Here is a 12,404-nt window from a genome sequence, read left to right as displayed (position 1 = left end):
TCGTCGGCCATCGTGCCGAAGTTTCGGCACTTGTGGCCGGCAAAACTCCATCACCAGGGAACACACAACCATGCGTCGCATCGTCGTTTCGTTCACCGCCCTGGCCGCTCTGATGACCATTTCCGCTTGCTCGGACGAGTCCCAGCAAAACGGTGGTGTCACCGGTTCCGGCTCCAACGCGGGTTACCAGCAGCCTCGCGGCCCCGTGGGCCAAGGCGTGTTGACCGAGGCCGAGCGCCTTGCCCAGGCTCAACGCGAATTCCAGACCAGCGTGGGTGACCGCGTCTGGTTCGCCACCGACAGCGTCGCGCTGAGCGGTGAAGCCAAGCAGACCTTGGACCGCCAAGCCGCCTTCCTGCGCCGTTACCCGACCATCTCGCTGCGGATCGAAGGCCATGCCGACGAACGCGGTACCCGCGAATACAACCTGGCGCTCGGCGACCGCCGTGCCCAGTCGGTGCGCGAGTACCTGTTGGCCCAGGGCATTTCGTCCAACCGCCTGAGCACCACCACCTACGGCAAGGAACGCCCCGAAGCCATCGGTTCGAACGAGGCCGCCTGGGCCCAGAACCGCCGCTCGGTCAGCGTCATCGCCGAGTAAAAGGCACGTCCGTCAGGGCGTCCCGTTTAAACGCAAAGCCCCCGGCCAGCAATGGCCGGGGGCTTTCGTTTCGCCAACGGCCCACGTCCCCTATTTGGCGGGCTGTTGCCGCTGTCGCGCCTCGGTCTCGCTGCCATTGTCGAAGATGTTGAACAGGTTGCGCAGGAAACCGGGAGTCAACGCCGACAGTGGATTCACGGTGACCGAAGGATCCTCGCTCGGCCCCTTCATGGAATAGTTGAAGGCGACAAGGCCGCCGCCCTTTTCTCCACCGGTAATCAGCCAGCCGAGAACAGGAATCTTGCCAAGAACCGAATTCAGCGCATAGGCCGGCACCACCGTCCCCTCAAGCGCCATGCGTCCACGCTCCAGGTCGATTTCACCCTTGGAGGTGATGCCGAGCGCCGGACCATAGGCACGGGAATCGCGGATGGTCAGCAAGCCGTCGGCCAGCGTGAACGGCGCGTCGAGATTGGAGAACGTGATGCCGTCACCATTCAGCACGTCGGCGATTCCGGTCAGCGCCGCCACCGTCAGCAACCGCGCCAACACCGGGGCATTGACGATCTGATAGTCGCCGATGCGGATGACACCGGACAACGGCTGGCTTTCCTGGTTGTCGTCATAAGCGGCGTCCACCTCAAGACGCCCGCCGACCATATGTCCGTAACTGTCGAAAGCGCGCAGCACCGCCCCGGCATCGTCGGACGACACCTTGAGCGCCCGTTTGTTGCCAACCACCGGCTGCAACGTCATGTTGAAGGTCTTGCCCTTTCCGACCGTCCCCTTGATGGACATGGTCCGCCAATCCTTGTCGTCGCGCGACAAATCGGCGCTGGCGTTGACCATCGATCCCTCTTTCGACAGCCACATGGTCTTGACCCTGGCGCTGATGTCCATGGGCGGCAGGTCGTCTTTCTGACGTGGCCCCGAGCGGCGGGCCGCTTCGGCGTCCGCCTCGGCCGGCGTCTGGGTATCGTCCTTGCCGACCAGGGGCTCGGCATTGAAGCTGGGACCGCGCAGATCGATATCCAGCGTGCCCCCCTTGAAGGCGATGCTGCCTTCGACGTCGGTTCGGCCGCCATAGAGGACACGAGCGAAATCAACCCGCCTGATCTTGCCGTCGGCGCCGAAAGAGACGGAACCGTTGGTCTGAAGATCGCCGGCGTTGACCACGAAATAAGGCACGGCCGCCAATTTGTTCTTGTCCAGCTTGACCTGAACCTGGGCACCGCCGGTCGTGCGGCTTTCCTTGCGCCAGCCCAGACCGGGCAAGCTCATATGGGCGGGAGAAAGATCGACCTTGGCGTCGATGTCGCCCCGGCCACCGCCATACAACGTGGCCACCACCTGGGCGCCGACCGGGCCGGAAACGAACGGCGCAACAAAGGGTGGACCGTCAAGCCCCAGCGCCTTGCGCTGCTCCTCGTCAACACTGGCGGCCGACACCTGATAGCGCGACCGGAACGGCACGCCCTTGGTCGAGAAATTCTCACGCCATTTCAGTTCGGCCGGAATGGTTCCCAACACGATGTGGCCTTGAGCGTCCAGCCCCTTGGCATCCACGTCGATCTCAAGGTCGGCCTTGGACAGGTTTTGCCCCAGCACCACGTCGGGAATGGATACGCCCTTGGTCGAGGAATGAACCTTCACCGCCAGATCGTCCAGGCGAAGATTAGCCAGAAGCGGGAACTTGAGTCGCAGCCGGGTCACCGCGTCGCCGGTGACGGTGGCCGGGTCGATCCCCAATGCGGTGGCATAGCGCAACGGCTTGTTGTCGATCAGCTTGAGGGCGTCGGGAACCGGTCCGGCGATGGTCAGATCAATGTCGGCGAACTGATCCTCCTGATCCAGGCCGGACAGAACGATGGTCCCGTCCTGGACCTTCAGCCCGTAAACCTCGCCGCCCTTGACGCTGATGCGGAAGTCGGAAGCGTCGAAAGTGGCCACGGCGGCGGCGTTCTTCACCACCGGCATGGGATGCAGGTAGTTGACGGTGATGCCGTCACCACGCAACTCGCCCTGGACACGCTCGACCACCAGATCGGAGAACGTTCCCGATGCGGAACGACCGGAGATGGTGGCGCGGGCTTCGTGCGCCATACCCTTGGACAAGTTCTGAACTACCCATTCGCGGGCGTTATGGGCGACGGCGGACGGCCACAATGCGTGCAGTTCGTCGAACGGAACGTTTTGAAGCTGGGCGTCCAGATTGACGACGGTTTCGCCGCCAACGCCGTCGAGTGCCGCCGCCACGTTCAGACGCGGCCCGCCGAAATCGATGGACAATTCGTCCAGGCGCGCCCGCTTGAGTCCGTTCTCGGCGGAACCGCGCAACGCCACCGCCTCGACCTTGCGCACCATGTCCACCGGAGCGGGAAGAACCAGGGTTCCGGCCCCACCCGACAGATCGAAACTGAGGGTTTCCAAGGCACCGGCGACTGTTCCCTTGGCCCGGATCACCCCAGCCAACGGCAGGTCGAGTGCCTTGAGCTCGGTCAGCGGCCCGCCCAAAGCGGCGAAGGTGGCGGGGCGCAGACCCGACAGCCACACTTCGGCCTCGACGGTCTGGTCGTCCTTGTCATAGATCCCGGTGGCGACCACGGAACCCGGCTCTCCCGCCAGATCCAACACCATGCGCGCGGAAACAGACAACCCAGTCTCCACCCGGCGCAGTTCCAGGTCGCTGTCCGGGGCGTGCCACGACACCCCCAGCGCCAGATCGTCCACGATCATGTCGGCGTCGATGACGGCGGCGCGTTGCAGATGCCTTCCCGGCTGGGCGGGATCGAAATCGCCGACCAGGGCGTCCAGCAACTGACGCACCACGTCGTCGGAACGCCCGTCGGACGATTGCGCGCTGGCGTCGGAACGTTCGCCGATACCCCATTGGAAATGTCCGCTGGCGTCACGCACCAGATGCAGGCGTGGCTTGTACAGGCGGACGGAGTTGGGGGCCAGCACGCCGGCCAAAAGCGCCCGCCCGTTCAAGGTCAGCGCCACCTCGGGCACGGTGGCGATCGGCTGGTCCGAATTCCCGGCATAGGCGCGGACGTTGACCGCGCGGATTTCCACCATGCGCCGGTCCTGGGCCAAGGCCAGGACGGTAGTGTCCAGACGCACGGAAACACCGCCATCCCTGGCGGTCAGAGCCTCTTCGATGTACGGCGTCAGGAAATCGAGCGCGATCGGCCCGCTGGACAAACGCCAGACGAACAAAGGCAACACGATCAACAAGCCGACGACGAAGGCTCCCAGAGTCTGGAACAGACTTCTGACGGCGCCGTGAACCACTAGCCCTGGGCCTCCATGTCCGACTTGACCCCTTCCCGCGATTTGACCAGTCTGAAGCAATCACAACATGTGGGATCGCACAAGGTGAACTTTCCCCTAGATGAACGGCTTTTGCCTCTTATCGCCGATCCTGCCGCCGAACAGCGCGGCTTTGACCGCTGGTTGGAAATCGCCGACGAACTAACTAACGCAGATTTGGCCGAAAGCATGCGGTCGCTTCTGGGCGATTTGAAGGCAAAGACGCTGTTGTCGCGGATCTTCGGCAATTCGCCGTTCCTCAGCCATTGTTCCTCGGCGGAACCGGCCTTCCTGTTGCGTCTTCTCGATGTGGGCCCCGACGCCGCCTTTGCCGAATTGTGTGACGAATTGGCTGGCCAATGCGACGCAGAAACGGACATGGCGCGCCTGATGGCTGCGCTGCGTATCGCCAAACGCCGAACCGCGCTGCTGGTGGCCCTGGCCGACATCGCCGGCACATGGCCGTTGGAACGCGTCACCGAAACCCTGGCCGACTTCGCCGAAGCCGCCTGTCGCCATGCCGTGCGTTTCCTGTTGCGGCGCGAGGCGCGCAAGGGCGAGTTCACCCTGCCTCATCCCGAAGATCCCGAACGCGACAGCGGTCTGGTGGTGCTGGGCATGGGCAAGTTCGGCGCGCGTGAGTTGAATTATTCCAGCGACATCGACCTGATCGTCTTTTACGACCATGAAAGGCTGAACTACACCGGCCGGCGCAGCCTGCCCGAATGCATGATCGCCCTGACCAAGGATCTGGTGAAGATCCTGGACGAGCGCACGGTCAATGGCTATGTCTTCCGAACCGATTTGCGCTTGCGCCCCGATCCTGGTTCGACCCCGGTGGCGATCTCGCTGTTGGCGGCGGAATCCTATTACGAGGGGTTCGGGCAGAACTGGGAACGCGCCGCCATGATCAAGGCGCGACAGGTGGCCGGCGATTGCGAGGTCGGCGGCGCCTTCCTCAAATTCCTGCGTCCGTTCATCTGGCGCAAGTCACTGGATTTCGCCGCCATCCAGGACATCCATTCCATCAAACGCCAGATCAACGCCCACAAGGGCGGCCATTCCATCGCAGTGGCCGGACACAACATCAAACTGGGCCGCGGCGGCATCCGCGAGATCGAGTTCTTCGCCCAGACCCAACAACTGATCTGGGGCGGACGCCAGCCCGAGATGCGCTGTTGCCGCACGCTGGACGCCCTGCACGCCTTGGCCGAACTGGGACACACCGACCCGCAGGTGGTGGCGGAACTGGAGGAGGCCTATCGCTTCCTGCGCCAGTTGGAACACCGCCTTCAGATGGTGGACGACAAACAGACCCAGACCCTTCCCGACAGCCCGCCCCGCTTGGCCGAATTGTCGGCGTTCATGGGCTTCGCCGAGGTCGAGGCGTTCTCGGCGGCGTTGACCCGGCGCCTTCAGACCGTCGAGGCCCATTACGCCAAATTGTTCGAGGACAGCCCCGAACTGGTGACACATGGCAATCTGGTGTTCACCGGCGGCGAGAACGATCCAGACACCGTGCGGACCCTGAAAGAAATGGGATTTTCCACCGCCGAAGCGGTGTGCGCCACCATTCGCGGCTGGCATCACGGCCGAATCCGCGCCACCCGCTCGACACGGGCGCGCGAATTGCTGACCGAACTGACGCCGGCCCTTTTGGGCGCCATGTCCAACACCGTGGCCCCCGACGACGCCTTCATGCGGTTCAATGACTTCCTGTCGCGCCTGCCGGCCGGCGTGCCGCTGTTCTCGCTGTTTTACTCCAACCCGTCGCTGTTGGAACTGGTGGCCGAGATCATGGGCAACGCGCCCAGGCTGGCCGAGCATCTGGCGCGCCATACCACCGTGCTTGACGCCGTGGTCACCTCGGCGTTCTTCGAACCACCGCCCGGCCGCGCGGAATTGCAGGCGGATCTGGAACGCGCCCTGGCCGAGGCCGACGACTTCCAGGAAGTGCTGGACGTCACCCGGCGCTGGGCCAACGACCACAAGTTTCAGGTGGGGGTGCAGACCCTGCGCAACCTGCTGGGCCCGGACCAGGCGGCACGCGCTTTTTCCGACATCGGCGATTCCATCCTGGCCGCGTTGATCCCCAAGGTCGAAGAGGAGTTCGCCCGCGCCCACGGCACCGTTCCGGGAGGCGGTTGGTGTATCCTGGCCATGGGCAAGATGGGCGGACACGAGATGACCGCCACCTCGGACATGGACCTGATCTTGGTTTATGACGCGCCCGAAGATGCCGAGGAATCCGACGGCCCTCGCCCCCTGGCGGTCAGCACGTGGTTCGCGCGCCTGACCCAGCGCATCGTCAATGCCCTTACCGCCAAGACCGCCGAAGGCACGCTTTACGACGTGGACATGCGGCTCAGGCCGTCGGGCAATTCCGGCCCCATCGCCTCGAGCTTCACATCGTTCGAGCGCTACCAGCGCGAATCGGCCTGGACCTGGGAGCACATGGCGCTGACCCGTGCCCGCGTGGTCACCGGCGACGCGGAACTCGGCGCCAAGGTGGAAAGCGTCATCCGCGACACCCTGACGCGCGAGCGAAATGCCGACCGGCTGGTGATGGACGTGGCCGAGATGCGGGAACGCATGGCGCGCGAGCACAGGGCCGACAGCCATTGGGAGGTCAAGCACCTGCGCGGCGGCCTGGTCGACATCGAGTTCACCGCCCAATACCTGCAACTGCGCCATGGCCGCGAGCACCCGTCCATGCTGTGCCACAACACCCGCGACGCGCTCGAGGCCGCCAACGCCGCCGGCATCCTGTCGGGTGGCGACCTCGACACCCTGGTGGCGGCGTGGCGGCTGTGGTCGGCGGTGCAGGTGGTCCTGCGCCAGACCATCGCCGGCAAGTTCGACGAAAAGACGGCGCCGCGCGGATTAAGGGACGTATTGGTCCAGGCGGCGGGGTTGACCGACTTCAAGACCTTGGTGGACCGCATGGACGATTGCGCCGCCCAATCGCTTGAAGTATTCGAGCGCATCGTCGGCCAACCCGGCCGCGACGTGCGCGAACGGATCGGCCCTGATGCGTAAAACCGTCACTTGAATGCAGTGCACAAGGTTTTACAACTCTGATGGGCACCCCAAATGGCCCCAACCATGAGAGGGATAACGCGATGACCGTGACCGTCGGCCAGCCGGCCCCCGCCTTCAACGTCGAAACCGACGAAGGCCCGCGATCGCTTGGCGATTACCAAGGCAAGCGGCTGGTTTTGTATTTCTATCCCAAGGACGACACCTCGGGCTGCACGTCCGAAGCGCACCAATTCCGCGACGAATTCTTGCGCTTCACCATCAACAAGGCGGAAATCCTGGGTGTGTCCAAGGATTCCATCGCCAGCCACGAGAAATTCCGAGCCAAGCATTCCCTTCCCTTCCCGCTGGCCAGCGACAGCGACGGTGCGTTGTGCGAGGCGTTCGGGGTGTGGAAGGAAAAGAACAATTACGGCAAGAAGTACATGGGCATCGAGCGCTCGACCTTCCTGATCGACGAAAACGGCGTGGTGGTCAAGGAATGGCGTAAGGTCAAGGTTTCCGGCCACGTCCAGGCCATCCTGGACGCCCTGCACGAGTTGTGACGCCCTGCGTCAGCTTTCCGCCGTTTCGCCCCGACACGCCAGGGGGGCCCGGTATGTCTGTGGCGACTGACCGGTCCAGCGGCGGAAAGCCCGGCTGAAGGCGCTGACTTCGGAATAGCCCAGCATGAAACCGATCTCGGCCACCGACACATGGGGCTGGCGCAGATGCAGGAAGGCCAGATCGCGGCGCACCGCCTCGACCACGTCGGAATAGCTGAGCCCCACATCCGCCAGCCGGCGTTGCAGGGTCCAGCGCGCCAGCCCCAGCCCCTCGGCCACCTCTTCCACCCCGGCGGTACCGTCGGGCAGGCGCGAACGCACCTCGCCCTTGACCCGATCCAGGAACCCCGGCGATCCGGTGCCGCCCGCCACCCGGATCAATTCGTCACGCAACCGGGTCAACCGTGCCAGGTCGCCACCCGGCATGGGGCGGTCGAGGTGGCGGTCGCGGAACACCACGGCGTTGGTGTGCTGGCCGAAATGCACCGGAGCGTCAAAGGCGCGTTCATGTTCGCGCCAGCTTTCGGGGCGGGGGTGTTCGCAATGGACTTCCTCGGGAGTCCAATCGGCACCAAGACAATAGCGGAAAACGTTGGCGAACATACCCATGGTCAGTTCCGCATCCTGACGCCGTGCCAGAATGGCACCGTCCAGGATGCGGTATTCCAGCCGCAACAGGTCGCCGTCGCGGACCAGACGGGTTTCGGTGGCTTGCTGGTGATAGGGAAACAGCTCGGCCAGATTGGCGACCGCCGCCCCCAGCGTCGGCGACGCCAGGGCTACCTCGCCGATCAGCCCCAGCATGGCGGGCCTGAACTGCTGACCGTACCACAATCCGAAGTTGTCGTTGCCGGTCTGGATCGCCGCCTCCTCCATCATGCCCACATAGGCACCAAGATCGAGGGCCAGCTTGGGATCACCCAGACGACGTTCGTCCACACCGACGCGGGTGAACACCATGTCCGCGTCACCGCCCTGGCCGGCGATGAAGCTGCGGACACCATTGGCGGCGGCGGCCAGGATGTTGCGTTGCCCCGAAATCGGGCAACTGGTCCGACCATTTTGCTCAATTCTTGATCGGGCGCTTACCATGAAGGCCTCCTGACACCGTCCTGGCATGTTTTGTTGCAAATCCCATACCGCAAAGGCCGCCACCTTGCGGTGACGGCCTTGTTGGTCACATCAGGCCATTCAGTCGGCCATGGAACGGGCTTCCATCTGCGCCAGTTCCAGCAGATCGTCATCCTCGGCCGCTTCCCGCAGATCGGCGGTGAAGCGGTAGAACAGCCAAGCCACGGCGAACAGCCCGACGAACAAGGCGAACACCAGCTGGTTGTAATAGATCATGGCCGCAAGGCAGATAACCGCCGTGCCCAGGGCCACCGCCGGCACCACCGGGAAGCCCGGCGCCTTGAACGGACGCTCCAGCGCCGGCTCGGTCCGACGCAGGCGGAACAGACTCAGCATGCTCATGATGTACATGACGATGGCGCCAAACACCGACATGGTGACGATGTTGGCGGTCAACGGCAGGCCGCCGATCTGGATCAGTTCATCCGAGAAGATGGCGGCGATGCCGACCACGCCACCGGCCAGGATGGCCCATACCGGGGTCTTGGTCTTGGGGTGGACGCTGGCCAAAGCGGGCGGCAGGAAGCCGGCGCGGGCCAGGGCGAAAATCTGGCGGGAATAGCCCATGATGATGCCGTGGAACGAAGCGATCAGGCCGAACAGGCCGATCCACACCAGCATGTGCAGCCAGCCGCTGCTTTCGCCGACCACCGCCTTCATCGCCTGGGGCAGCGGGTCGTTGATATTGCTGAGCGCGTTCCAGTCGCCGACGCCGCCGGCGAAGATCATGGTGCCGAAGGCCAGCACCACCAGGGTCAGGATGCCGGCAACATAGGCCCGCGGGATGGTGCGCTTGGGTTCCTTGGCTTCCTCGGCCGCCATGGCGGCGCCCTCGATGGCCAGGAAGAACCAGATGGCGAAGGGAATGGCGGCGAAGATGCCACCCAACGCGACCAGCGAGAACCCTTCCTCGCCGGACCAGCCCTTGGCGACGAAATTGTCCCACGAGAAGCCGGGCGAAACCACGCCCATGAACACCAGAAGCTCGATGATCGCCAGAACGGTGACGAACAATTCGAAAGTGGCGGCGATGGTGACGCCGGCGATGTTCAATCCCATGAACAACACATAGGCGCCAACCGCCGCCAGCTTGGGATCGAGCGCCGGGAACTGGACGTTCAGATAGGCGCCGATGGCCAGAGAGATGGCCGGCGGCGCGAACACGAACTCGACCAGCGTGGCGAACCCGGCGATGAAGCCGCCCAGCGGCCCGAAGGCGCGATAGGAATAAGCGAACGGGCCGCCGGCATGGGGAATGGCCGTCGTCAGCTCGGTGAAGCTGAAGATGAAGGTGGTGTACATGACGGCCACCAGGATGGTGGTCGCCAGGAAACCCAGGGTCCCGGCCTGGGCCCAGCCGTAACTCCAGCCGAAATATTCGCCGGAAATGACCAGACCGACGGCGATGCCCCACAGGTGCAGGCCGCTCAAGCCTTTCTTCAAGGTGCTCTTGCTAGTATCGGACATGCGTTATGCCTCCTGTCCTCGCTGATCCGCGACGAGTGCGTCGGAAGGCCCCCCAGGCCCCTCCAGCCGCACCGCGTCCTCTTTCAGGGTGATGCCAGTTGCGCGAATCCGCCGGGCCTCGGCCATCAAACCGGTCAGCCGCTTCGCGGCACCGTCGATGTCCAACCCGTCGGCGTGAATATTGGAAATGCAGTTGCGTTCGGAATCGCGCCGGCCAGGGCGCGGGTCCCAAGTGAGGTAGACGCCCAGGGAATTGGCGACACTGAGACCGGGACGTTCGCCGATCAGCACCGCCACCATGCGTGCGCCCAGGGCAGCGCCGATGTCGTCGCCCAACGCCACCCGTCCCTGGCGAGCCAGCACGACAGGCGCCACCCGCCACCCCGAAAGCCGGTCCAGGCAGGCGTTGAGCAATGCCGCCGCATGGTCGGCGACCGCCGCCGCCGACAAACCGTCGGCGACCACGAAGGCGATGTCGTAATCGCCCTTTTCCAATGACGCCCGGCAGCCATCCTCCAACCGGCGGCCCAGATCGGGGCGACGCAGATAGGTGACGCGGTCGGCGGCGGCGCTTTGCACGTTCACCACCTCGCGGCCGGGAAAAGCGGCGGCCAGGGCGTCGAAATCGACCGCACCGTGCACGGCGTCGCGCGCCTTGGCGTGGGCCGCCTGGAAATCCAGCAAGGCCGGCGTGGGCAGCGCGTCGCCGGCCCGACCCAGGCCGATGCGGGCGCGGGTGGCGGCGCGGAAACGGGCCCAGGGATCAAGGGGAGTGACGGTGTTCATCGTCCGGCCTCCGACGTCAGAAGCCGGCGCACCAGCGGCTCGGGCGGAGCCAGACGGCCCGCCGAATCCACCATGCCCATGCGATCCAGCCAGGATTCGAATTCCGGCGCCGGCCGCAGGCCCAGTTGATGCCGCAGCCCCAGGATGTCGTGGTACGACAGGCTTTGGTAATTAAGCATGACGTCGTCGGCGCCAGGCACGCCGATCAGGAAATTGACCCCGGCCACCGCCAGCAAGGTCGCCAGTGCGTCCATGTCGTCCTGGTCGGCCTCGGCGTGGTTGGTGTAACAGACGTCCACGCCCATGGGCACGCCCAGCAACTTGCCGCAGAAATGGTCTTCCAGGCCGGCACGGATGATCTGTTTGGAATCGTAGAGGTATTCCGGCCCGATGAAGCCGACCACGGTGTTGACCAGCAGCGGAGAAAAGGCGCGGGCCACGCCATAGGCGCGGGCTTCGACGGTCTGTTGATCCAGACCATGGTGGGCGTCGGCCGACAGCGCCGCCCCCTGCCCGGTCTCGAAATACATGACGTTGTCGCCAACCGTGCCGCGCTTCAGCGACAAGGCCGCGTCGCGGGCCTCGGCCAGAATCGACAGCGACACACCGAAACCGGCGTTCGCCGCCTCGGTTCCGGCGATGGACTGGAACACCAGATCCACCGGCGCGCCTTGTTCGATGGCCTGGATGGAATTGGTGACGTGTGTCAGCACGCACGATTGCGTCGGAATGGCGAAACGCTCGCGCACCTCGTCCAACAGATGCAACAAAGTAGTGCTGGCGGCGACACTGTCGGTGGCGGGATTGATACCGATCACCGCGTCCCCCATGCCGAACAACAAACCGTCCAGCGTCGAGGCGGCGATGCCGGTCGGGTCGTCGGTGGGGTGGTTGGGCTGCAACCGGCTGGCCAACCGTCCCTGAAGGCCGATGGTGGTGCGAAAGGCGGTGACCACGCGGGCCTTTGAGGCCACGGCGATAAGGTCCTGGTTGCGCATCAGCTTGCTGACCGCAGCGACCATTTCCGGCGTCAGGCCGGGCGCCAACCGCGCCAGGGCGGCACTGTCTGCGGCATAGGACAGCAGCCAGTCGCGGAATTCGCCGATGGTGAAGGATGCGACTGGCGCGAAGGCGCCTGCGTCATGGCTGTCGCAGATCAGCCGGGTGACTTCGTCGCTTTCATAAGGTACCAGCGGTTCGTCCAGGAACACAGCCAACGGCAAGTCAGCCAGGACCCGGCGGGCGGCGACACGCTGTTCGTCGTTTTGCGCAGCCAGACCCGCCAGTTCGTCCCCCGACCGGCGCGGCGAGGCGCAGGCCATGACCTGGGAAAGGCTGTCGAAAGAATGGCGGGTCTGCCCCAAGGTGGCGAAGAAACGGGACACGGGCGATCCATGACGCAGTGGCAGGATGGCCCGATTATGCCCCGCTTCATCGGCGGGCAGTTGACATTACAGCACAAACTTTAATCACAAATCGTTTATGCCTATTTTTAACGCAATCGACGCAACCCCACTTTCATC

General features: G+C 64.4%; 8 protein-coding genes. 3 read left to right on the top strand and 5 right to left on the bottom strand.

Annotated features, from left to right (window positions below; genetic code table 11):
• The first annotated feature begins 70 nt into the window (after positions 1 to 70).
• A complete protein-coding gene (gene pal, locus G4223_RS06590; RefSeq protein WP_163676804.1) occupies positions 71 to 601 on the top strand; it encodes a peptidoglycan-associated lipoprotein Pal in 531 nt (176 codons plus the stop codon).
• A gap of 90 nt (positions 602 to 691) precedes the next feature.
• Here the strand turns inward: pal and G4223_RS06585 are convergent, their stop codons facing one another.
• The gene (locus tag G4223_RS06585; RefSeq protein ID WP_163676801.1) at positions 692 to 3,895 is read right to left on the bottom strand and encodes a YhdP family protein; all 3,204 of its coding nucleotides are present in this window, start codon (positions 3,893 to 3,895) and stop codon (positions 692 to 694) included.
• Positions 3,896 to 3,979: 84 nt separating this feature from the next.
• On the opposite strand from G4223_RS06585, the gene G4223_RS06580 reads away from it, so the two are divergent.
• Positions 3,980 to 6,952: a bifunctional [glutamine synthetase] adenylyltransferase/[glutamine synthetase]-adenylyl-L-tyrosine phosphorylase gene (locus tag G4223_RS06580; RefSeq protein ID WP_338086828.1), complete on the top strand. Its 2,973-nt coding sequence runs from the start codon at positions 3,980 to 3,982 to the stop codon at positions 6,950 to 6,952.
• Between the two features lie 83 nt (positions 6,953 to 7,035).
• Positions 7,036 to 7,497 carry a peroxiredoxin gene (locus G4223_RS06575; RefSeq protein WP_163676798.1) on the top strand — a complete coding sequence of 154 codons (462 nt, stop codon included), beginning with the start codon at positions 7,036 to 7,038 and terminating at the stop codon, positions 7,495 to 7,497.
• A 9-nt stretch (positions 7,498 to 7,506) separates the two neighbouring features.
• Here G4223_RS06575 and qhpR read toward each other — a convergent pair whose 3' ends face one another.
• The 4 genes from qhpR to G4223_RS06555 all read right to left on the bottom strand — a co-directional run bounded on the left by qhpR (position 7,507) and on the right by G4223_RS06555 (position 12,266).
• A complete protein-coding gene (gene qhpR, locus G4223_RS06570; protein ID WP_163676796.1) occupies positions 7,507 to 8,589 on the bottom strand; it encodes an AraC-like transcriptional regulator QhpR in 1,083 nt (360 codons plus the stop codon).
• Between the two features lie 99 nt (positions 8,590 to 8,688).
• A complete protein-coding gene (gene eat, locus G4223_RS06565; RefSeq protein WP_163676794.1) occupies positions 8,689 to 10,095 on the bottom strand; it encodes an ethanolamine permease in 1,407 nt (468 codons plus the stop codon).
• A gap of 3 nt (positions 10,096 to 10,098) precedes the next feature.
• Entirely contained in the window at positions 10,099 to 10,881 is a 783-nt protein-coding gene (eutC, locus tag G4223_RS06560) for an ethanolamine ammonia-lyase subunit EutC (protein ID WP_163676792.1), read from the bottom strand.
• Positions 10,878 to 12,266, bottom strand: a complete 1,389-nt coding sequence (locus G4223_RS06555) for an ethanolamine ammonia-lyase subunit EutB (protein ID WP_163676789.1) — start codon at positions 12,264 to 12,266, stop codon at positions 10,878 to 10,880. Before G4223_RS06555 ends, eutC begins: the two co-directional genes overlap by 4 nt.
• Positions 12,267 to 12,404: the final 138 nt, after the last annotated feature.

Origin of the sequence: Magnetospirillum aberrantis SpK, from assembly GCF_011022235.1 — a bacterium.
Classification (GTDB): Bacteria; Pseudomonadota; Alphaproteobacteria; order Rhodospirillales; family Magnetospirillaceae; genus Magnetospirillum; species Magnetospirillum aberrantis.
The sequence above is the reverse complement of the archived record's forward strand: the minus strand, read 5'-3'. Positions and strand labels throughout refer to the sequence as shown.